The organism is Methylibium sp. (assembly GCF_965279545.1).
Lineage (GTDB): Bacteria > Pseudomonadota > Gammaproteobacteria > Burkholderiales > Burkholderiaceae_C > Methylibium.
The window spans coordinates 3,511,223-3,530,466 of record NZ_OZ257250.1 but is presented as its reverse complement, the minus strand read 5'-3'; the positions used below and the strand labels follow the sequence as shown (position 1 = coordinate 3,530,466).

Here is a 19,244-nt window from a genome sequence, read left to right as displayed (position 1 = left end):
TACCGACAAGGGCCCCGAAAGGCTCTCTTCTCCACCACGACCAGGAGCACTGCGATGCGATTCATGATCATGGTGCGGGCCACGCCCGACACCGAAGCGGGCGTGATGCCCGAAGACGACCGCCTGATGGCCGCGATGGCGACCTACCACGAGGAGCTCGCCCGGGCCGGCGTGCTGCTCGACGGCGCCGGCCTGCAACCCAGCAGCAAGGGCTGGCGCATCCGCTACGCCGGCGGCACGCGCACGGTCATCGACGGCCCGTTCGCCGAGGCCAAGGAGTTGGTCGCCGGCTACACGCTGATCCAGACCCGCTCGAGGGAAGAGGCGATGGAATGGGCGCGGCGCTTTCCGGCGCCGATGGGCGAACTGGCCGACGGCGAGATCGACGTGCGCCCGCTCTACGAGCTGGACGACTTCCCGCCCGGCGAGTCGGTCGAGCGCTTGCGCGAACTGCTGGCCCCGCAAGGCTGAGCCCACCCCCTTAGGAGACCGACATGTTCAAGACCCTCGCCCTCGCCGTGCTGGCCGCGCTGGCGCTGCTGCTCCTCTACGCGGCGACGCGGCCCGACCAGTTCCGCGTCGAGCGCAGCCTGCGCATCGAGGCGCCGCCCGAGCGCGTGTTCGCGCTGATCGAGGACCTGAAAGGCTTCAACACCTGGAACCCCTACGCGCGCAAGGACCCGGCGATCAAGCAGCGCTATGGCGATGTGACACGCGGCCCCGGCGCCTTCTACGCCTGGGAGAGCAAGGAGGTCGGTGTCGGCAGCATGAAGATCACCGACACCGCGGCGCCGACGCACGTGACGATCGCGCTCGACTTCGAGCAGCCCTTCACGGCCCACAACACCGCCGAGTTCGCGCTGCGCCCGGACGGCGGCGGCACCACCGTCACCTGGGCGATGCACGGCCCCGCCACCTTCGTGTCGAAGCTGATGGGCGTGTTCTTCAGCATGGACCGCATGGTCGGCCGCGACTTCGAGGCCGGCCTCGTGAACCTGAAGGCCGCGGCCGAGGCGCGCTGAGCATCCCGCGAGCGCGGCTTGAGCGGCGGCGACCGGTGGCGACGACCGACACGCACCGCGCGATCGACGCCGTCTGGCGCATCGAATCGGCCAAGATCATCGGCGCGGTCGCGCGCATGGTGCGCGACGTCGGCCTGGCCGAGGAGCTGGCGCAGGACGCGTTGGTCGCCGCGCTCGAACACTGGCCCACCGACGGCCTGCCCGACAAGCCCGGTGCCTGGCTGATGACCACCGCCAAGCACCGCGCGCTCGACCGGCTGCGCCAGGACGCGCTGCATGCGCGCAAGCACGAGGAGCTGGGCCACGACCTCGATGCGCTGCAGGCCGGCGTGGTGCCGGACTTCGTCGATGCGCTCGACGCGGCGCGCCAGGACGACATCGGCGACGACCTGCTGCGGCTGATCTTCACCGCTTGCCACCCGGTGCTCAGCACCGAGGCACGCGTGGCGCTCACGCTGAAACTGCTGGGCGGCTTGAGCACGCCCGAGATCGCGCGCGCCTTCCTCACACCGGAAGCCACGATCGCGCAGCGCATCGTGCGCGCCAAGCGCACGCTGAGCGCGGCCCGCGTGCCCTTCGAGGTGCCGCAGGCCCAGGAGCGCGCGCCGCGCCTGGCCTCGGTGCTGGAGGTCGTCTACCTCGTCTTCAACGAGGGTTATTCGGCCACCGCCGGCGACGACTGGATGCGCCCGGCGCTGTGCGAGGAGGCGCTGCGCCTGGGCCGCGTGCTGGCCGGGCTGGCGCCCGACGAGCCCGAGGTGCATGGCCTGGTGGCGCTGATGGAGATCCAGGCCTCGCGCACCCATGCCCGCGTCGACGCGCAGGGCCGGCCGGTGCTGCTGCTCGACCAGGACCGCTCGCGCTGGGACCCGCTGCTGATCCGCCGCGGCCTCGCCGCGCTGGCGCGTGCCACGGCGCTGGGCGGCATGCGCGGTCCCTATGCGCTGCAGGCCGCACTGGCCGCCTGTCATGCGCGCGCCGCGCGCGCTGCCGACACCGACTGGGCGCTGATCGTCGCGCTCTACGACGCGCTGGCGCAGGTGGCGCCGTCGCCGGTGATCGAGCTCAACCGCGCGGTGGCGGTCGGCATGGCCTTCGGGCCCGCGGCCGGGCTGGAGGTCGTCGACGCCGTGGCATCGAGTCCGGCGCTGGCCGGCTACCACTGGCTGCCGAGCGTGCGCGGCGACCTGCTGGCCAAGCTGGGCCGCCATGACGAAGCGCGCACGGAGTTCGAGCGCGCCGCAGCGCTGACGCGCAATGTGCGCGAACGCGAGCTGCTGCTGGAGCGGGCGCGCGCCGCTCATGCGGCATTGCATTCGAACGCATCGAATTGAAGGGCGGGCCGGCGGCTTGCGAGGCGCCTGCGGTCAGTGGGCCATCAGCACCGGCAGCGTCATCGAGCGCAGCACGGTGCGCGTTACGCCGCCCAGCACCCATTCGCGCGCACGACCGTGGCCGTAGCAGCCCATCACCAGCAGGTCGGCCAGCAGGTCGGCCGCCTGCGACAGCAGCAGCTCGCCCAGCCCACCGGTCGGCGGCGCGTCGCGGTGCACCGTGGCCGTGACGTCGTGGCGCTGCAGGAAGGACTCGATCTCCAGCGGCGTGCGCTGGTCGGCGTCCGGCGTTTCGTCCCAGGCCATCACGTGCACGCTCAGCGCCCGCTGCAGCAGCGGCAGCGCCGCGGTGACGGCGCGCGCCGACTCGCGCGTGGACTTCCACGCCACGATCACGGTATCGCCGAGCGTCGGGCCGGTGTCGACATAGGGCAGCACCAGGGCGGGCTTGCCGCTGTCGATCAGCACCGACGCGGTGAAGTCCGGCGGCACGCCGGCATAGACCGTGTGGTCGGGGTCGTGCTGGCCCAGCACCAGCAGGTCGGCCCCCCAGGCACGGCGCACGAAGGCACTGACGGGCTCGCCGCGCGTCTCGCTCCATTTCACGCCCGGCATGCCGCCCGCGGCGCGGCGCTCCTGCTCGAAGGCCGCACGGGCGCGCTCGCGCTGCTCGTTCTCGGCCTCGATCAGCAGCGAGGCTGCGCCCGCTTCGATGGTGAAGGCATAGGGGTTCTGCAGCATCGACGGCATCACCGCGTACAGCGTGTCGATCTGCGCCGCGTGGGCCGCGGCCAGGCGCTGCGCCGCTTGCAAGCGCCGCGCGCTGCCGCTCGAATCGTCCAGATGAACCAGGATCGACTTCAGGTCGCTCATCGTCTTGCTCCTCATGCGAGGCTTCAACGCTAGTCCCGATCGGCGGGCATGGCTTGACGTGGATCAACCGGGCCCCAGGCGGCCGGCGCCGTGCAGCAACGGGCCGGCGCGTCCCTCCTTGCCAGCGCTGCCGCCTCGGGCGCATGCTCGTGCCTCGCGCCGCCCGGCGCCGAAGCGCTTCCCGCTCTCACCCAGGCACCACCCCCGCATGACCACGCACCCCCCACCCCCCTTCAACGCCTGGCAGTGGATGCGGGCCTGGAGCGAGACCTGGTGCGCGGGGCTGGACCCGGCGGGCGCCGGCCGGCGGCTGCGCGAGCAGCGACTGCAAAGCCTGATCGACACCGCGCTGCGCGACTCGCCGTTCTACCGTGGGCGTCAGCCGCACGCCCGGCAGCTCGCCGACTTCGAGCCGGTGTGCAAGGCCGAGCTGATGCAGCACTTCGACGACTGGGCCACCGACCGGCGCATCACCCACGCCGCCGCGAAGGCCTTCGTGGCCGACCCGGGCCGCATTGCCGACGCCTGGCTCGGCGACTACCTGCTGTGGACCAGCTCCGGCACCAGCGGCGAGCCGGGGCTGTTCGTGCAGGACGCGCGGAGCCTGGCCGCCTACGACGCGATCGACGCGCTGCGCCTGCGCGGTGCCAGCCCGGCGCAGCCGTCGCTCGGCAGCTGGGGCGCGCGCCAGCGCTTCGCCTTCGTCGGCGCGACCGGCGGCCATTTCGCCGGCCTGGTGAGCATGGAGCGCCTGCGGCGCCTGGTGCCTGCCGCACTGGCGCCGCAGATCCGCGTGTTCTCGGTGCTCGACCCGCTGCGCGACGTGGCCTGCGACCTGCAGGCGCTGCAGCCCACGGTGCTGATCACCTACCCGAGCTGCGCCGCGGCGCTGGCGCGGATGCAGCAGGACGGCGCGCTGCAGCTGACGCTGAAGGAGGTGTGGATGGGCGGCGAGCAGCTGTCGGACGAGCAGCGCGAGCTGGTCCGCGAGGCCTTCGGCTGCAGTGTGCGCAACAACTACGGTGCTTCCGAGTTCTTCACGATCGCCTGGGAGTGCGCGCACGGCCACCTGCACCTGAACGACGACTGGGTGGTCCTGGAGCCGGTCGACGAGCGCCTGCAGCCGGTCCCGGCGGGCTGCATGTCGCACACCACGCTGCTCACCAACCTGGCCAACCACACGCAGCCGCTGCTGCGCTACCAGCTGGGCGACCGCGTGCGCCGGCTGGCCGGGCGCTGCGACTGCGGCAGCGCCTTCCCGCTGATCGAGGTGCAGGGCCGTGCCGACGACACGCTGCGGCTGCGGGACGCGCGGCGCCGTCCGGTCACGATCCTGCCGCTGGCGCTGGAAACCGCCATCGAGGAGGGCGCGCACGTCACCCAGTTCCAGGTGCTGTGCGCAGCGGACGGCTCGATCGAACTGCGCTTCGAGGCGGCGGTGACCGATGCGCGGACCGCCTTCGAGAGTTCGCGGCGCGCGCTGGCGGCGTTCCTCGCGCACCACGGCGTCACCGGAACGCAGATTTCGCTCGGCCGCGCGGCCCCCCTGCACCAGCGCGCCAGCGGCAAGCTGCGCCGCGTGGTCGTGCTGCCGGCCGGCGTGCCCGCCCGACGCTGAGGGGCGGCAGCGAGACCCCGCGCGCTCAGCGGCGCGCGATCAGCATGCCGACCAGCAGCCCCACCCCGGCGGCGACCGCCATCGCGGCGTAGGGATGTTCGTGCACCGCGTGGTCGGTGTTGCGCGCGGCGCGCCTAGCCTTGTACATCGCCTCGTCCTCGAGCCGGCCCAGCTCGGCCCGGGCGCGGCGCAGTTGCGTCTCGAACTTGTCGCGCGTCGCGTTGAGCTGGTCGCCGCCGGCGCGCTGCGCGTCCTTGAGCAGGTGGCTGGCCTCGTCGACCATTTGCTGCAGCCCGTGGGCGAGGCGTTCGCGGGCGGCGAGCTCGGGGGGTGTGGCTGTCGGGTCCATGGTGCATTCCTTGCCGTTGGAACGCAGCGCTGGCCGCCGCGGCGTTCGGGTTGTGGATCGGGCCATGCTAGGCAGATGGCGGGGGCGACGTTTGACCAGGGTCAATCGGAGGCGGAGCCTGGGCATCGAAGGCCAGCCGCCCGGCCGGACACGCAGTTGCCCTCGGCATGCAGAAAGTGCGCCGGCAAGGCCCACAGGTCGTGGCGCCCGATCTCTAGGCAGCAACGGGCGCAGGACGCTTGACTTGCGTCAAGGGCCGGCCCCCGCGGCAGGGCACCATCCGCTGGTGGTTCTGCCTGACTCCTCCCGGGGCGCCGATGCGGACGTGCTCATCATCGGCGCCGGCCCGGCCGGCCTGGCGCTGGCCTGCGCGGTGGCCGACGCCGGCCTGTCGGTGCAGCTGCTCGAACAGGGCTCCCTCGCCGCGCTCGAGGCCCCGGCACCCGACGGCCGCGAGATCGCGCTGACGCAGCGTGGCCGGCGCGTGATGCAGGCGCTGGGCCTGTGGCAGCACCTGTCGCCGGCCGAGGTCGCGCCGCTGTGCGAAGCCCGCGTGCTCGACGGCAACAGCCCTTCGTTGCTGCGCTTCGCCGTGCAGGAGGACGGGGGCCCGCCATCGCCGCTGGGCTGGCTGGTGCCCAACCACCGGATCCGCAGCGCGGCGCTGGCCGCGGCGCGCAGCCGCCCCGGCGTGCAACTGGCCTGCGAGGCCCGCGTCGCTGCGCTGGCGCTGGGCCCCGACCGCGCCCGGGTCACGCTCGCCGACGGCCGGCGCCTGAGCGCCCCGCTGGTCGTCGCCGCCGACAGCCGCCTGTCGCAGACGCGGCGCATGGCCGGCATCGGCGCGTCGGTGCACGATTTCGGTCGCAGCATGATCGTCGGCCGCGTGGCCCATGAGCAGCCCCACGACGGCATCGCATGGGAGTGCTTCCGCTACGGCAACTCGCTGGCGCTGCTGCCGTTGAACGAGCGCCAGGCATCGGCCATCGTGACGGTGAGCAGCGACCTCGCAGCGCAGTGGCTGGCCTTGCCGGACGAGGAGTTCGCGGCCCGCATCGAGCTGCAGTCGGGCGGGCGGCTGGGCGCGATGCGCGCGGTCGGCGCGCGCCACCACTATCCGCTGGTCGGCGTCTATGCGCATCGCTTCGCCGCACCGCGCTTCGCGCTGATCGGCGACGCCGCGGTCGGCATGCACCCGGTCACGGCGCACGGCTGGAACTTCGGGCTCTACGGCGTGGAGGTGTTGGCGCGGGAGCTGGCGGCGGCGCACTCGGCCGGGCGCGACATCGGTGCGCTGTCCACGCTGCAGGCCTTCGAGCACGAACACCGCCGGGCCACGCTGCCGATGTACCTGGGCACCAACGCGCTCGTGTCCTTGTTCACCGACGAGCGCGCACTGCCCAAGCTGGTCCGCCGCACCGTGCTGGCGCTGGCCGGGCGCGTGCCGCCGTTCAGCGGCCTGATCAGGTCGGCGCTCACGCGCCAGTTGACCGAGGCCCGCGACGCGGCGCGGACGCTGTCGCCCTGGCACCGCCGGCGCGGCCCGGGCTTCGGGCCGTAGGCTGCCGCCCGCGGCAGATCGACAACGATCGGGCCGCACCGGCCCTCGGGATGCCACCGCCAGCCGGGGTGGCGCGCGCAGTGCCCCTGCGAGGCGCGACCGCTTTGCGCACAGGCGTACGCTGGCGCGGTGGCGTGCCTGCCGTCGGGCTCGCCGCGGACCGGGATCGACACGCCCACGGGCCTGACCCACGCATGAACCGAGCACACCTCAACCGCCGACAGTTTTGCCTGGCGCTTTCAGCGATCGCGCCGGCGACGGCCCGCGCCGCGCAAGCACTGCGCGTGCTGGCCTGGCCGGGCTATGCCGACCCGGACATCGTCAAGACCTTCGAGCAACGAACCCGCAGCAGGGCCGAGGTCACCATCGTCGACTCCGACGTCGACCTGTGGCAGAAGATCAGCCGGAACGGCGCGCAGGACTTCGATGTCTTCGCGGTCAACACCGCCGAGCTGCAACGCTACATCCGGCAGGGGCTGGTGGTCGGGATCGCGACGCCCTCGATGCCCCACCTCGCCCGGCAACTGCCGCGCTTTCGCGACCTGGCGGCCATCCCCGGCCTGGTGCACGGCGGAACGGCCTATGCCATTCCCTACACCTATGCCGAGATGGGCCTGATCTACGACCGCCAGCAGGTCGGCCGCGCGCCCGACTCCATCGCCGCCCTGTGGGACGAGCGCTACCGCGGCAAGGTGGTCGCCTACAACGGCGGCACGCACAACTTCTCGCTGGCGGCACAGCTGCTGGGCCTGAAATCGCCCTTCAGGCTGGACGACGAGAGCTGGCCGCGGGCCGTGGACCGGCTGATCGCCCTGCGACGCAACGCGGCCGGCTTCTACACCCAGCCGGACGAATCGGTGGCCCTGTTCAAGCGCCGCCACGCGGCGCTGCTGTTTGCCAACTACGGCACCCAGCAACTGCAGGCGATCAAGGCGGCCGGCATCGATGCCGGCTATGCCATTCCCAGGGAAGGGGCGCTGGCCTGGCTGGACTGCTGGGCGATCACGCGCGGTGCCAGGGATCCGGCGCTGGCCACCGCCTGGATCGACTACCTGCTCGAAAGCGAGCCCGGTCAGGTGCTCGTGACCCGGCAGGGGCTGGCCAACACGACATCGGCCTCCACCGACTACCAGGCCGGCGCCAACCTGACCTGGCTGGAGCCCGTCGAAAGCGAGGAACGCCGCAACCTGTTGTGGGGCCGGATCATGTCGGGCGATCGCGCCAGCAAGGTGCTGGCGCCATGAGACTGGGCATCGCCGCCAAGCTGGCCCTGCTGCTGGCGCTGGTCGGCGCCCTGGCGGCGGGGCTGACGGGCTTCTATGCCTACGCGGCCAGCCGCGACTTGCTGGTGGAGTCGGCCAAGAACAAGCTGCTGACCTCGACCCAGGTGCTGGCGCGGCGCATCACGCTCACGCGCGAGGAGATCTCGCGCAACCTGCAGGTGCTCGCCGGCCACCCGGCCGCCCTGTCGACCCTGCAGCGGGCCGACGCGGCCCGGGACGAGCAGCTCGCCACGCTGTTCAGCCTGGTGATGCGCGCCAACCCGGCCTATTCCCAGCTGCGCCTCATTTCCGCCGCCGACTTCGGGCTGGAGCGCGTGCGGGTGGACCGGCGCGACGAGCTGCCGCTGCGCGTGCAGGGCGATGACCTGCAGGAGAAAGGCCACTACGCCTACGTGGCCGAGACCCTGAAGCTGCCCGCGGGCGCGACCTACCTGTCGCGCATCACGGTCAATCACGAGGGCGGCAACCATGCCGGCCTGGACCAGCCGGTGCTGCAACTGGCGATGCCGGTGACGGATGCCACCGGCCTGGCGGTCGGCGTCGTGGTGGTCAACGTCGACCTCGACGACCTGTTCGCGCTGCTGGCAGCCGACCTGCCCGGCAGCTTCAAGCTGTTCATGGCCAACGGCGCCGGCGACATCCTGATCCACCCCGACAGCAGCCGGACCTTCGGTTTCGACAAGGGCCGGCGCGTGCTGATCCAGGACGAGTTCGCGCCGACGGGCGCCGTGGTCGAAGGGCGGCAGGACCAGGTCGTCTTCGAGGCCCGCGACGGCGATCACGCCGGCGTCCCGGTGGTGGCGGCGTTCATCGAGCACTGGGTCAAGGTGCCGTCCGACGAGAACCGGCTCCTCCTCGGCCTGGCCCAGCCGCTGGCGGATGTGCTGGCGCAGTCCCGCCAGCTCGGGACCGCCATCCTGCAGATCGTGGTGGGCCTGTGTCTGGCCTGCTTGCTGCTGGCCGTGCTGCTGGCGCGCGCCTTCACCCGCCCGATCGACGCCGTGAGCGCGGCCGCGCAGCGCTTCGCCGCGGGACAGCCGCCGGGCAAGCTGCCCCTCGCGCGGCAGGACGAGATCGGCACGCTGGCGCGCAGCTTCCAGCAGATGCACCAGCAGATCACCCGGCAGCTCGCCAACCTGCAGGTCAACCAGGTGCAACTCGAGCACCTGGCGCAGCACGACACGCTGACCGGCCTGCCCAACCGGCGCCTGTTCCAGGACCGGCTGGAGCAGGCCCTGGCCCATGCCCACCGCTATGGCGCCGAGGTCAGTGTCCTGTTCATCGACCTCGACGAGTTCAAGACCATCAACGACGAACTCGGCCACGACGCGGGCGATGCAGCGCTGAAGGCCGTGGCCGAACGGCTGCTGGCCATGGTGCGCGAGGCCGATACCGTTGCGCGGCTGGGCGGTGACGAGTTCGTGGTGCTGCTCAGCACGCCCACGCCACCGACCTCCCTGGGCGCGATTGCCGAGAAGCTGCTGAGCGGGATCAGGGCCCCCGTCGACTTCCAGGGCAGCGCGCTGCAGGTCAGCGCCAGCATCGGCATCAGCTGCTACCCGCACGACGGGCAGACCGCGGGCGAGATCCTGGCCAACGCCGATCAGGCCATGTACGAAGCCAAGGCGGCCGGTCGCGCCAACTTCCAGTTCTTCTCGGCCCCGCCTGCGGCCGAAACCTCCTGACGGCGCCGGGGAATACCATCGGCGATGATCGGCCCGACCACAGGAGTCCACCCATGCCGACCCATGCGCCGGGCAAATCGCACCGCCCCCACACCGAAGGTCCGGAACACCCCGAGCCCGCCCCCATGCCGGTCGATCCGGACGAAGGGCCGGTGCCGCCGGTGATTCCGGAGGACCCGGAACACGACGGCGGCGTCGACCCGGAGGTCTGACGCGCCGCGCCGGCGCGGCTCACGCCCACGCCTCCAGCACCGTGGCCCGCACGGCCTCCACCGCCACCGATCGCGGGCGGTCGGCCGGCGCCAGCCAGCACAGCCAGGTGTGGGCCTGCCAGCCCTTCCAGATCGTCAGCTCGCCGTTGCGTTCGGCCTGCAAGGCCTGGTCGAGCCGCAGCAGCCCGGCACCCAGGCCGCTCGCGACCATGCTGCGCATGGCGCTCTCGCTGTCGGCCGTCTGGCCCTGCCGGTATTCGCGCCCGGCCGCGGCGAACAGGCTGTCCAGGTGCGCGCGCAGCACGCACGAGGGCGGCGTGCCCACCCACGGCAGTTGGGTCAGCGCGTCGATGGTCAGGTCGGGGTGCGCCTGCGCCAGCGGCGGCGGCAGGGTCACGACCAGGTCCACGGCGCCGAGGCGGCGCAGCTCCAGGCCGTCCACCGCTTCGCGATCGCTCAGTGCGTAGGCGCAGTCCAGTTCGCCGCGCTGCACCGCCGCCAGCGTCTCGTACGACAGCCCCTGCCGCAGCTGCAGCGTGACCTGCGGGTGGCGCTCCGAGAGCTTGACCAGCACATCGCCGAGCCGCAGCGCGACCGGGTCCACGACGGTGCCGAAGCGCACCACGCCCTGCGCCGCACCGCGCAGCTGTTCGGCCGCCGAGCGCATGCGCATCGCGGAGGCCAGGGTGCGCTGCGCCTCGTCGAGCAGCCGCTGGCCGGCCTCGGTCAGCGCCATGCCGCGCGGCGTGCGCTCGAAGAGCTTGACGCCGAGTTCGTCTTCCAGCGCCTTGAGCTGCGCGCTCACGGCCGGTGCGCTGGTGAACACGCGCTCGGCCGCCCGCGTGAGGCTGCCCTCCTGTGCGATCGCCACGAAGGTCTTCAGCTGGTAGAGCTCCATGGGCTGGATTCTGGGCGCTGCGTCGGGGCCTGTCCGTTCGCAAAAACCGAGACCCGCCTCCAAAGAAGCGAATGGCCCCGGCCCGCGCGAGCGCCGATGCTTGCGGCATCCCATGCGTCACGAGGTCGGCCATGTTCTCGACTCCCCGCCCGCTCGGCATCGCCGCGCTGCTGCTCGCCACCTCCGGCTGGGGCGGCATGTTCCTCGTCAGCAAGGGCGTCCTCCAGCATGTCGATCCGGTCTGGTTCACGCTGATCCGCTACAGCCTGTCCGGACTCGTGTTCGTTGCGCTGCTGGCGCCGCGCGGCGCTTCGGCGTGGGGCCGGCTGCGCAGGCACGCGGTGCCGCTGGCGCTGCGGGGCCTGGCCGGCTTCGGCGTGTTCAGTGTGATGCTGCTGGTCGGCCTGTCGCATTCCGTTCCCTCGCATGGCGCCATCATCATGGCCACGGTGCCGATGACGACGCAGTTGCTGCGCTGGGCGCTCGACGGCGTGCGCCCGGCCCGCTCGGCACTGCTGACGGCCGCGCTGGCGCTGGCGGGCGTGGTGGTGGTCTCGGGCGTGCTGTTCACCGAGGGCGACGCGGCCGGGTCGACGGCGTTCGGCGACGCGGTGGCGCTGGTCGGTACCGTCGGCTGGATCGTCTACACGCGCGGCGCCGCGCGGTTCACCGAGCTGGACGTGATCGAGTACACCGCGCTGACGGTGCTGGCCTCCTGGCCCCTGCTGCTGCTCGGCGCCGTGATCGCGACCGCCCTGGGCCTGGCGAGCGTGCCGAGCGGCCCCGCGGTGGCCTTGTCGTGGCATGCGCTGCTCTACGTCGGCCTGGTGTCGTCGGCGATTTCGATCCTGGCCTTCAACTACGGCGTGCGCGCGCTGGGCAGCGTGGCGGCGACGGCCTTCCTGAACTTCGTCCCGGTGTCGGCGCTGTTGATGAGCATCGCACTCGGCAAGCCGCCGGCGGCGAACGAGCTCGCGGGCATGGCGATGGTGGTCGGCGCCCTGCTGATCCACACCGCAGCGGGCCGCCCCGCTGCTGCGCCCGTGCGCAAGGCCGTCGACGTTCGCCAGCGCTGTGGTACATGCAGCGCCACGCCCTGAAATGAGTTCGGGCTCGCCACGGCCGTGACCCGCGAGTTCCCGCACGACCGGGTTGAACGCCGACGCACCGGTGACGCCTGCGCCGACGAGCGCCTCGGTCAGCCTCGCGTCAAGTTGTCCTCGTCGATGGAGGGTGTTCCATCTCTTGCTTCGAGTCGAAGCGCGGCGTTGAATCAATCGGCCGACGGCATGACCTGGCGGCTCAACACAACGACAAGGAGAGCCATCATGAAGCGCCGAGACCTGATCGCCACCGCGCTCACGGCACCCCACCTGCTGCTTACCGGCTGCGCCGGCCCGGCATCGCCCGGTGCCAGCGCGGGTCAAGGCCCCGCGAAGGCACAGATCACGGTGCTCTACGACGCCTTCGGGCGCGATCCGGCGCTGCAGAAGGACTGGGGCTACGCCGCGTTCGTGGAGGTCGGCGGCAAACGCATCCTGTTCGACACCGGCAACAATGCCGAGGTGCTGGCGAAGAACGCCGCCGCCAGGAACGTCGATCTCTCCAGGCTCGACTTCGTGGTGATGTCGCACCGCCACGGCGACCACATGGGCGGCATGAGCCACCTGCTCAGCGTCAACCCGAAGGTGAAGATCTACGCGCCCAAGGAGGGCTTCGGCGTCTACGGCTTCGACCTGCCGAGCAGCTTCTATCGCAAGGACGAGAGCCTGCCGCCCGAGCAGCGCTACTACGACGGCGCGCCTCCGACGGTGATGCGCTTCGGCACCGCCTGGCCGCAGGCCCATATCACGCTGATCGACAAGACCACCGAGATCGCCCCCGGGGTCCACCTGGTCGCGCTGGTCTCCGACAAGCCCGGCACGCTCGAGCTGCGCGAACTGTCGCTGGCCCTCGACACGCCCGACGGCATGGTGGTGATCGTGGGGTGCTCGCATCCGGGCATCGACAAGATCGTGCAGGCTGCGGCCGCCATCAACCCGAAGCTCAGCTTCGTCGCGGGCGGCTTCCACCTCGTCGTCGCCAAGGACGCCGACATCGACGGCATCGTCAGCGTGCTGCGCGACACCTACAAGGTGGGCCATGTCGCCCCCGGCCACTGCACCGGCGAGCCGACCTTCACGGCGCTGAAGAAGGCCTTCGGCGAACGCTATCTTTACGCCGGGCTGGGCAGCACCTTCCTGCTGGGCGACACCCCACGGGCGCTCGGCGAGAGTGGGCCGGCAGCGCTGTCGGCGCCGAGTGCCGGCGACCTGCAGGGCTACCGGGCGCTGCTCGCGTCCAGCAGCGAACGCCGACGTGGACTGTTCGCCAACCCGCAAGCCACGGCCGTGCCGGGCGGCGCTTATCTCGCGCAATGGCGGCGCAGCATGGTGGGCTGCTGCTGAGGCCTTCCCGGGTGCGGCGGCATGCGCCGCGCGGCAGTTCCTGCACTTCGCGGTCGACCCGCTTGAAGACGGTGCCGGCATGTTCCGGCGCCTCGAAGACGAGCCTGCGCGCAGGCTGCCGCGACGCGCCACGAAAGCCGTGCACCCCACAGCCTGGCTGAAAGCGGCCGTGGCACCCCACAAGCGACCTCGAGTCGCCTTCAGCGCAAGGATCGTGTTCCCTGCTCGGCGAGGGCACGCAGCGCCGGGTTGTCGATCTCGCAGGCGAGCAGCCGCGCCGCGGCGCCGCTCGCGCGGTCGCCGAGCGCGGCGCGGTGCAGATGCGCGCGCACGGTGAGTTCGCGCATGCCGCTGCGCGCGGCGAGACCCTGCAGCTCGTCGATCCAGGCCGATGCCTGCGGCATGCGGCGCGCGGCCGCCAGAGCGCACAGCACGTCCAGCGCATGGCCCTTGCCCCAGAGGTAGGCGTCGGGCAGGCGAACGCAACGCACGAGCGAGTCGAGGAGGATCTCGACGGCGCGCTGCGGTTCGCCGCGCGCGATGGCAACACGCCCGAGGCCGCGGCCGGCGATGCCCTCCCAGCAGGGGTCGCCGAGCTGACAGCCGAGCGCGAAGGCATGCTCGAAGCGCTCTGCCGCGGCGTCCACGTCACCGCGCAGCAGATCGACTTCGGCACGCAGCGATTGCGGCCAGGGCACGAATGCGGTCCAGCCCTGCTGCGCCAGGGCGACCGATCGATCGAGCGCTTCGGTCGCTGCCTGCGCGTCGCCGCACAGCAGCAAGGCCCGCCCCGACATCGACAGCGCGTACGCCAGCTGCTTCATGTCGCCGACGCTGCCGGCCAGCGCCTCGGCGTCGCGCAGCAGCGCGATCGCCTCGGCATAGCGGGCGGTGTCGCTCAGCACCGCGCCGTGCACGGTGGCGATGCGGGCCTGCTCTGCGCGGTCGTCGCCGGCCAGCGGCGCCGCGCGCCGCAGCCACACCAGCGCACGCTCGTAGCGGCCGCGCAGGAACTCGACATGGCCGAGTTCACGACAGGCCGCCGCGGCAAGTGGCGACGAGGCGTCCTGGCCGATCGCGAAGGCCTCGTGCAGCGCCGTGGCGCCCTCTTCGTCGCGGCCGCGCGCGGCATGCACCAGCGCACCGCCCAGCGCGACGCGTGCGCGCGTGCGCAGTGCCGCGTCGCCGGTGGCGTCGGCCTCGACGATCGCGCGCCGCAGGCATTGCAGTCCGGCCTCGAGCGCACCGGCGCCGATCGCGGCCTCTCCGGCGTCGAGCTGCGCAAGGGCCGCGGCGCGGCCGGTCGCGGGCCGCGCCGTCGGCGTGGCGGTCGCCGTGCGCAGCGCGGCTTCGAGCGTGGCGCCCGGCGGCACGCCGAGTTCGCGCTGGAACAGCTCGCGGCACGCGGCGGCCTGGCGCGCCGCGCCGACGCCGTCGCCCGCCGCGGCGAGGCTGCGCACCAGCAGCGCCTGGTGGTTCTCGTCCAGCGGGTTCTGGCGCACGAGGCGAGCCGCCAGGTCGGCCGCATCGGTCGCGGCACCGGTGGCCAGGCGCGCCAACGCGGCCTCGCGCAACACCGCCTCGGCGCTCGCCTGCAGGTGCCGACGCTCGGTGGCGAGCCACACGTCGAACGACGGGCTGCCCGAAAAGCCCATCCCTTCGAGCAATTCGCGGTCGAGGCCCGGCACGCACGAGGCCTGGGCCCAGGTTCCCCGGGTCACCACCTCGACATCGACGCAGGCTCCCGGCTCCAGCGACAGTTGCAGCACGTCGCCGCGCAGGCCCGCGGTGCCGAGCAGGCGCCGCAGTTCGCTGAGGTTCCAGCGCAACGCGGCCAGCGGGTCCTCGGCCTCCTCGAACAGCAGCCCCGCCAGGTGCTTGCGGCTCACCCCCGCCTCGCTGCGGACCAGGTAGGCCAGCAGGCCCCACACCTTGTGGCCGCGCGGCGCCGGCAGGGCGTGGCCGTCGCGCTCGACGCGCGGCACACCGAGGAGGTGGATCGTCAGGCCCACGAGGCGATCGGGGCCTCAGGCTTCGGCCGTCGTCGGATCGATGGTCGCCATGACCCGCGCGACGCTGTTGGCCGCAAAGCCTCCCCGCCTTGCGTGCTCCCTGACCAGTTCCTCGCTCGCGGCGTTGTAGACGCAGTAGACCTTGTCGCCCGTCACGTAGCTGTGCACCCACTGGACCTCCGGGCCGAGCTCCTGCAGCACGCTGCACGACTTCTGGGAGATGGCCTGCAGCTCGGCTGCCTTCGCGGCCCCGATTCCGGGAATGGCGCGTTCGATCACGAATTTGGGCATGGCGGTCTCCGTTGAGATGAAAGGAGCCCCGAGGCTGGGCCGTGGGCGTGTGAGCCAGCGTGTGAGGGCACTCGTGCAGACATCTCATCCGACCTCGACATTGAACACCCGCCGGCGGGTGCAGTCCACGGCACCGGCGGCTTCGGCATCGTAGGAGCCCAGCTCCGAGCGGTCGAGCCCCAGATCGCGAAGGGCGTGCGGGTCGAGCAGTTGCTGCTCATGCCGTTGCTGCCGCCTTCGCTGCAGGCGTGCCAGGGCCCGCGCCAACCCATGCCAGGGCATTGCCAACGCGGCAAGGCCGCGCCCCAGCCCTGCGCGGCCTGTCGCCGGGGCATCGGCCCTTCGGGCTCGTTCGATTGCAAGCTTCGGCACAGCGGTCTCCGTTGAAGTGAAGAAGAGCGCCGAAGCTAGGCTGCATTCGTGTGAGCCGGCGTGTGAGGGTGGCCGCGGCAGCAAGCCGTCTCAGCCGCCGGGCACCAGAAGGCGGCTGCGGCGCAGCGCCGCCGCGCCGTCGCCCATCAGCCACAGCGCGACCGACGCCACGCTCAGGAACAGCGGGTACTCCCAGCCGCCGCCCGGGCTGGTGTGCAGCCAGCCGTTGGGCACATGGACCCATGCGGCCGCGGCCATGACCGGCAGCAGCGCCAGCGACACCTGGCGCGCGTAGAGGCCGAACACCAGCGCCAAACCGCCCAGCAGCTCGGCGGCGAACACCGGGTAGGCCAGGAAGCCCGGAAAGCCCACGCTGGCGAAGAACTGCGCGGTTCCCGGCAACGTGAAGACGAACCACTTGAGCAGCGCATGGGCGATCCACATCACGCCCAGGCTCACGCGCAGCAGCGCCACGCCATAGGGCGCCGCACCGCTGTCTTCGAATCGAGTCATGGCATCTCTCCATTGAGTGAACGACGGGGAGAATCTAGGATTGCCGAGACGCAATGAAAATAGGCAGCCATACACACCATGATTGCGTCCACGCAATACAAGCTGAGTGCACCCGACCTGGAAACGGTGCTGGCGATGGTGCGGTCCGGCACCCTGGCCGAAGCCGGCGAGCGGCTGGGGGTGGACGCCTCCACCGTGTTTCGTGGCCTCCAGCGCATCGAGCGCGGCCTGGGGCAGGCGCTGTTCGAGCGGTCCCGGGCCGGGTACCGCGCGTCCGAGCTGGCGCAGGCCCTGGCCGAGCACGCCGAGCAGCTGGAGGTGGCGCTGGAGTCGGCCCGCTCCGCAGCCCAGCTGCGCCCCGACCAGGTGGCGGGCACCGTGCGCATCACCACGACGGACACCGTGCTTCACGGCCTGGTGGCACCCGCGCTGAAGGCGCTGCAGGCCCTGCATCCGCTGCTGAGCTACGAGCTGCACACCGGCAACGAGCTGGCCAGCCTGACACGGCGCGACGCCGACATCGCCGTGCGCGCCACCAGGCGCCCGCCGCAGCACCTGGTGGGCAAGCATGTGGGGCCGATTCGCGTGGCCCTGTTCGCGGCAAAGAAAGGGCCGGTCAGGCGCTTCGCCGACGTGGAGGCCGGCAAGGCGCAGTGGGTGGCGCCGGACGACGCGCTGCCCGAGCATCCCTCGGTGGTGTGGCGCAAGCGGCACTTTCCCAAGGCGGTGCCGAGCTTGCGCGTCAACAGCATCCTGACGGTGCTGGAGCTGGTGGCGCTGGGGCTCGGCGTCGGCGTGTTGCCGATCTTCCTGGCGAGAACGCACCCCGGCCTGACGCAACTGACCGAGGTGCTCGACGACTGCCAGACCGAACTCTGGCTGCTGACCCACCCCGAGTCGAGGCACCTGCGGCGGGTGTCGACGGTCTACGGGCATCTGGCCCGACAACTCGCGCTGGACTGACGCGGCCGACCCCGCGCCCGCACGCGAGGCCCGGCGCGGCGAGCCGGTGGGCTACGCGGTCGCCGGCACGCGCGCCGCCAGGTGCTGGTGGATCATCGCCACCGCCGCGGCGCCTTCGCCGATGGCGCCGCCCACGCGCTTGACGGAGCCCGAGCGCACGTCGCCCACCGCGAACACGCCCGGCACGTTCGACTCCAGCGCGGCCGGCTGGTAGGCGCTGCCCTCGGCCGCCTGGCCGGTGCGCACGAAGCCGTGCGCGTCGACCACCACGCCGCAGCCCTGCAGCCAGGCGGCCTCCGGCTCGGCGCCGACGAACAGGAAGAGGTGGCGGATGCGGTGCCGCTCCTCGGCGCCGCTGCGGTGGTCGCGCCAGCACAGGCCTTCCAGGCCCTCGGCGGTGCAGCCGTCCAGCCGCGACAGCTCGGTGTGCGGGCGCAGGTGGATGTTGGGCGTGGCCTCGATGCGGTCGATGAGGTAGCGCGACATGCTGGCCGCGAGGCCCGGGCTGCGCACCAGCATGTGCACGGCCACGGCGTGCTGGGCCAGGAACACCGCGGCCTGCCCGGCCGAGTTGCCGCCGCCGATCAAGGCCACCTCGGCCTGCGAGCACAGGCGCGCCTCGACGGCCGAGGCCCAGTACCAGACGCCCCGGCCTTCGAACTCGGCCAGGCGCGGCACCGCCGGCCGGCGGTAGCGGGCACCGCTCGCGACGACGACGCAGCGCGAGCGCAGCCGCCGGCCGTCGGCGAGCTTCACCTGCAGCTCGCCCGACTGGCCGGCGCGGCTGCAGTCGAGCGCGACGGCCTGGGCCGGAATGAGCATCTCGGCGCCGAACTTCTGCGCCTGCACGTAGGCGCGCCCGGCCAGCGCCTGGCCGGAGATGCCGGTGGGAAAGCCCAGGTAGTTCTCGATGCGCGCGCTGGCGCCGGCCTGGCCGCCATACGAGCGGCAGTCCAGCACCAGCACGCTCAGGCCTTCGGACGCCGCATAGACCGCCGTGGCCAGGCCCGCCGGGCCGGCGCCGACGACGACCACGTCGAACAGCTCGTTGCGCTCGGCCGTGTCGACCATGCCGATGCAGCGCGCCAGCGCTTCCTCGGTGGGGTTGAGCAGCACCGAGCCGTCGGGGCAGACCACCACCACCTCGTTCGCGGCCGCGCCGTACTGCGCGATGAGCGCCGCCGCGTCGGCGTCCTGCCGCGCGCAGACGATCTGGTGCGGCTGGCCGTTGCGGCGCAGGAAGGCCTGCAGGCGCAGCATGTCGGGCGCGCTCGACGGGCCGATCAGCACCGGGCCGCTGGCGCCGGACTCGATGAGCGACACGCGCCGCAGGATCAGCGCGCGGGTGATGCGCTCGCCCAGCTCGGCTTCGGCGATGAGCAGCGCGCGCAGCTGGCCGGGCGGCACGAGTAGCGCCTCGACGTCTTCCTCGGCCGTGCCGTCGACCAGCGCCGGGCGGCCCGAGAGCTGCCCCACCTCGGCCAGGAACTCACCCGGCCCCTGGCGCGCGATGGGCAGCACGCGGCCAAGCCCGTCGCGCTGCGTGATCGACACCACCCCCGCCAGCAGCACGAACATGCCCGGGCCCACCTCGCCGGCCGCGAACAGGCGCTCGCCGCGCGCATAGCGGCGCACGCTACCGAAGCGACTGACGCGCGCGATCTCGGTGTCGCTGAGCACCGGGAACATCTGGTGGCGGCGGCTGGGGGCGCCGTCGGTCGGCAGGTCTGCGGCCATCTTCACCTCCGGGCGCGCTTCAGGGGTGGCGGCCGGAGCGGGCCTGGCCTTGGCAAGAGCGCGGCTTGATTCTG

General features: G+C 72.3%; 19 protein-coding genes. 11 read left to right on the top strand and 8 right to left on the bottom strand.

Annotation, left to right across the window (positions count from 1 at the left end):
* The first annotated feature begins 54 nt into the window (after positions 1 to 54).
* From ACQY9S_RS16595 to ACQY9S_RS16585, 3 genes are read left to right on the top strand one after another with little or no spacing between them, the layout of a single operon-like run.
* Positions 55 to 471 carry a YciI family protein gene (locus tag ACQY9S_RS16595; RefSeq protein WP_428421136.1) on the top strand — a complete coding sequence of 139 codons (417 nt, stop codon included), beginning with the start codon at positions 55 to 57 and terminating at the stop codon, positions 469 to 471.
* Between the two features lie 23 nt (positions 472 to 494).
* A complete protein-coding gene (locus ACQY9S_RS16590; protein WP_428421134.1) occupies positions 495 to 1,022 on the top strand; it encodes an SRPBCC family protein in 528 nt (175 codons plus the stop codon).
* 35 nt (positions 1,023 to 1,057) lie between these two features.
* Positions 1,058 to 2,356 carry an RNA polymerase sigma factor gene (locus ACQY9S_RS16585; protein WP_428421132.1) on the top strand — a complete coding sequence of 433 codons (1,299 nt, stop codon included), beginning with the start codon at positions 1,058 to 1,060 and terminating at the stop codon, positions 2,354 to 2,356.
* 33 nt (positions 2,357 to 2,389) lie between these two features.
* Here the strand turns inward: ACQY9S_RS16585 and ACQY9S_RS16580 are convergent, their stop codons facing one another.
* A complete protein-coding gene (locus ACQY9S_RS16580) occupies positions 2,390 to 3,229 on the bottom strand; it encodes a universal stress protein (RefSeq protein ID WP_428421130.1) in 840 nt (279 codons plus the stop codon).
* Between the two features lie 208 nt (positions 3,230 to 3,437).
* On the opposite strand from ACQY9S_RS16580, the gene ACQY9S_RS16575 reads away from it, so the two are divergent.
* Positions 3,438 to 4,847, top strand: a complete 1,410-nt coding sequence (locus ACQY9S_RS16575) for a phenylacetate--CoA ligase family protein (RefSeq protein ID WP_428421128.1) — start codon at positions 3,438 to 3,440, stop codon at positions 4,845 to 4,847.
* 25 nt (positions 4,848 to 4,872) lie between these two features.
* Here ACQY9S_RS16575 and ACQY9S_RS16570 read toward each other — a convergent pair whose 3' ends face one another.
* Positions 4,873 to 5,196 (bottom strand): DUF883 family protein, encoded by a 324-nt coding sequence (locus ACQY9S_RS16570; RefSeq protein ID WP_428421126.1) that lies wholly within the window; start codon positions 5,194 to 5,196, stop codon positions 4,873 to 4,875.
* 286 nt (positions 5,197 to 5,482) lie between these two features.
* Between ACQY9S_RS16570 and ubiM the strand changes: the two genes are divergently transcribed.
* From ubiM to ACQY9S_RS16550, 4 genes are all read left to right on the top strand, one after another.
* The gene (gene ubiM, locus ACQY9S_RS16565; protein WP_428421125.1) at positions 5,483 to 6,757 is read left to right on the top strand and encodes a 5-demethoxyubiquinol-8 5-hydroxylase UbiM; all 1,275 of its coding nucleotides are present in this window, start codon (positions 5,483 to 5,485) and stop codon (positions 6,755 to 6,757) included.
* A gap of 194 nt (positions 6,758 to 6,951) precedes the next feature.
* Complete coding sequence (locus ACQY9S_RS16560; protein WP_428421124.1) at positions 6,952 to 8,001, top strand: extracellular solute-binding protein; 1,050 nt, start codon at positions 6,952 to 6,954, stop codon at positions 7,999 to 8,001.
* Complete coding sequence (locus ACQY9S_RS16555) at positions 7,998 to 9,725, top strand: diguanylate cyclase domain-containing protein (protein WP_428421123.1); 1,728 nt, start codon at positions 7,998 to 8,000, stop codon at positions 9,723 to 9,725. Before ACQY9S_RS16560 ends, ACQY9S_RS16555 begins: the two co-directional genes overlap by 4 nt.
* Before the next feature lie 53 nt (positions 9,726 to 9,778).
* Positions 9,779 to 9,937 carry a hypothetical protein gene (locus ACQY9S_RS16550; RefSeq protein WP_428421122.1) on the top strand — a complete coding sequence of 53 codons (159 nt, stop codon included), beginning with the start codon at positions 9,779 to 9,781 and terminating at the stop codon, positions 9,935 to 9,937.
* 19 nt (positions 9,938 to 9,956) lie between these two features.
* Here the strand turns inward: ACQY9S_RS16550 and ACQY9S_RS16545 are convergent, their stop codons facing one another.
* The gene (locus ACQY9S_RS16545) at positions 9,957 to 10,835 is read right to left on the bottom strand and encodes a LysR family transcriptional regulator (RefSeq protein WP_428421120.1); all 879 of its coding nucleotides are present in this window, start codon (positions 10,833 to 10,835) and stop codon (positions 9,957 to 9,959) included.
* Positions 10,836 to 10,966: 131 nt separating this feature from the next.
* Between ACQY9S_RS16545 and ACQY9S_RS16540 the strand changes: the two genes are divergently transcribed.
* Together ACQY9S_RS16540 and ACQY9S_RS16535 are read left to right on the top strand one after the other, a co-directional pair.
* A complete protein-coding gene (locus tag ACQY9S_RS16540) occupies positions 10,967 to 11,935 on the top strand; it encodes a DMT family transporter (RefSeq protein WP_428421119.1) in 969 nt (322 codons plus the stop codon).
* A 228-nt stretch (positions 11,936 to 12,163) separates the two neighbouring features.
* Entirely contained in the window at positions 12,164 to 13,282 is a 1,119-nt protein-coding gene (locus ACQY9S_RS16535; protein WP_428421117.1) for an MBL fold metallo-hydrolase, read from the top strand.
* Between the two features lie 200 nt (positions 13,283 to 13,482).
* Here ACQY9S_RS16535 and ACQY9S_RS16530 read toward each other — a convergent pair whose 3' ends face one another.
* From ACQY9S_RS16530 to ACQY9S_RS16515, 4 genes are all read right to left on the bottom strand, one after another.
* Positions 13,483 to 15,294, bottom strand: a complete 1,812-nt coding sequence (locus tag ACQY9S_RS16530; protein WP_428421115.1) for a BTAD domain-containing putative transcriptional regulator — start codon at positions 15,292 to 15,294, stop codon at positions 13,483 to 13,485.
* Between the two features lie 15 nt (positions 15,295 to 15,309).
* Complete coding sequence (locus tag ACQY9S_RS16525; protein WP_428421113.1) at positions 15,310 to 15,585, bottom strand: DUF4242 domain-containing protein; 276 nt, start codon at positions 15,583 to 15,585, stop codon at positions 15,310 to 15,312.
* An 84-nt stretch (positions 15,586 to 15,669) separates the two neighbouring features.
* Positions 15,670 to 15,957, bottom strand: coding sequence for a DUF1127 domain-containing protein (locus ACQY9S_RS16520; RefSeq protein ID WP_428421111.1), 288 nt, complete (start codon positions 15,955 to 15,957; stop codon positions 15,670 to 15,672).
* Between the two features lie 90 nt (positions 15,958 to 16,047).
* Positions 16,048 to 16,470, bottom strand: a complete 423-nt coding sequence (locus ACQY9S_RS16515) for a DoxX family protein (RefSeq protein ID WP_428421110.1) — start codon at positions 16,468 to 16,470, stop codon at positions 16,048 to 16,050.
* 78 nt (positions 16,471 to 16,548) lie between these two features.
* Here ACQY9S_RS16515 and ACQY9S_RS16510 point away from each other — a divergent pair, with 78 nt between their 5' ends.
* Entirely contained in the window at positions 16,549 to 17,433 is an 885-nt protein-coding gene (locus tag ACQY9S_RS16510; protein ID WP_428421108.1) for a LysR family transcriptional regulator, read from the top strand.
* A gap of 51 nt (positions 17,434 to 17,484) precedes the next feature.
* On the opposite strand, the gene ACQY9S_RS16505 is transcribed toward ACQY9S_RS16510, so the two are convergent.
* Positions 17,485 to 19,170 (bottom strand): FAD-dependent oxidoreductase, encoded by a 1,686-nt coding sequence (locus ACQY9S_RS16505; RefSeq protein ID WP_428421107.1) that lies wholly within the window; start codon positions 19,168 to 19,170, stop codon positions 17,485 to 17,487.
* Positions 19,171 to 19,244: the final 74 nt, after the last annotated feature.

What these genes read in the sequence shown, in the direction of transcription:
- ACQY9S_RS16535 (WP_428421117.1), top strand. Translation starts at nt 12,164, where the DNA reads ATGAAGCGCCGAGACCTGATCGCCACCGCGCTCACGGCACCCCACCTG.
- ACQY9S_RS16515 (WP_428421110.1), bottom strand. Translation starts at nt 16,470, where the DNA reads ATGACTCGATTCGAAGACAGCGGTGCGGCGCCCTATGGCGTGGCGCTG.
- ACQY9S_RS16595 (WP_428421136.1), top strand. Translation starts at nt 55, where the DNA reads ATGCGATTCATGATCATGGTGCGGGCCACGCCCGACACCGAAGCGGGC.
- ACQY9S_RS16575 (WP_428421128.1), top strand. Translation starts at nt 3,438, where the DNA reads ATGACCACGCACCCCCCACCCCCCTTCAACGCCTGGCAGTGGATGCGG.
- ACQY9S_RS16560 (WP_428421124.1), top strand. Translation starts at nt 6,952, where the DNA reads ATGAACCGAGCACACCTCAACCGCCGACAGTTTTGCCTGGCGCTTTCA.
- ACQY9S_RS16570 (WP_428421126.1), bottom strand. Translation starts at nt 5,196, where the DNA reads ATGGACCCGACAGCCACACCCCCCGAGCTCGCCGCCCGCGAACGCCTC.
- ACQY9S_RS16555 (WP_428421123.1), top strand. Translation starts at nt 7,998, where the DNA reads ATGAGACTGGGCATCGCCGCCAAGCTGGCCCTGCTGCTGGCGCTGGTC.
- ACQY9S_RS16540 (WP_428421119.1), top strand. Translation starts at nt 10,967, where the DNA reads ATGTTCTCGACTCCCCGCCCGCTCGGCATCGCCGCGCTGCTGCTCGCC.
- ACQY9S_RS16550 (WP_428421122.1), top strand. Translation starts at nt 9,779, where the DNA reads ATGCCGACCCATGCGCCGGGCAAATCGCACCGCCCCCACACCGAAGGT.
- ACQY9S_RS16510 (WP_428421108.1), top strand. Translation starts at nt 16,549, where the DNA reads ATGATTGCGTCCACGCAATACAAGCTGAGTGCACCCGACCTGGAAACG.
- ACQY9S_RS16590 (WP_428421134.1), top strand. Translation starts at nt 495, where the DNA reads ATGTTCAAGACCCTCGCCCTCGCCGTGCTGGCCGCGCTGGCGCTGCTG.
- ACQY9S_RS16505 (WP_428421107.1), bottom strand. Translation starts at nt 19,170, where the DNA reads ATGGCCGCAGACCTGCCGACCGACGGCGCCCCCAGCCGCCGCCACCAG.
- ACQY9S_RS16525 (WP_428421113.1), bottom strand. Translation starts at nt 15,585, where the DNA reads ATGCCCAAATTCGTGATCGAACGCGCCATTCCCGGAATCGGGGCCGCG.
- ACQY9S_RS16545 (WP_428421120.1), bottom strand. Translation starts at nt 10,835, where the DNA reads ATGGAGCTCTACCAGCTGAAGACCTTCGTGGCGATCGCACAGGAGGGC.
- ACQY9S_RS16580 (WP_428421130.1), bottom strand. Translation starts at nt 3,229, where the DNA reads ATGAGCGACCTGAAGTCGATCCTGGTTCATCTGGACGATTCGAGCGGC.